Annotated in this window: 1 pseudogene; it reads left to right on the forward strand. The window is 75.0% G+C overall.

Annotation, left to right across the window (positions count from 1 at the left end):
* A pseudogene (gene fbiC / locus E0F75_RS39865) lies at window positions 1-520 on the forward strand (7,8-didemethyl-8-hydroxy-5-deazariboflavin synthase); the annotation flags it as partial.

Genomic DNA, 520 nt, shown 5'->3' on the forward strand with positions numbered 1-520 from the left:
CCATCGACCACGTCAACCCCGAACGCCCCTGGCCGCGGATCGAGGAACTCGCCGCGAAGTCACGGGCCGCCGGGTTCGAGCTGCGTGAACGCCTCTGCGTCTACCCGGAGTTCGTCACCCGCGGCGAGCCCTGGCTCGACCCCCGCCTCCTCCCGCACGTCCGCGCCCTCGCCGACCCCGCCACCGGTCTGGCCAACCCCGACGCCCCGGTGCGCGGTCTGCCCTGGCAGGAACCCGACGAGGCGTTCACCGCTACGGGCCGCACCGACCTGCACGCCACCATCGACACCACCGGCCGCACCCACGACCGGCGCGAGGACTTCGACGACGTCTACGGCGACTGGGACGCCCTGCGGGAGGCAGCCGCACCGGGCATGGTCCCCGAGCGGGTCGACTCCGACGTCCGCGAGGCCCTCGCCGTCGCCGCCGACGACCCCACCAGGCTCACCGACACCCAGGCCCTCGCCCTCCTCCACGCCGACGGCCCGGCCCTCGACGCCCTCACCCGCATCGCCGACGA

The organism is Streptomyces sp. CB02980 (genome assembly GCF_014451325.2).
GTDB lineage: Bacteria > Actinomycetota > Actinomycetes > Streptomycetales > Streptomycetaceae > Streptomyces.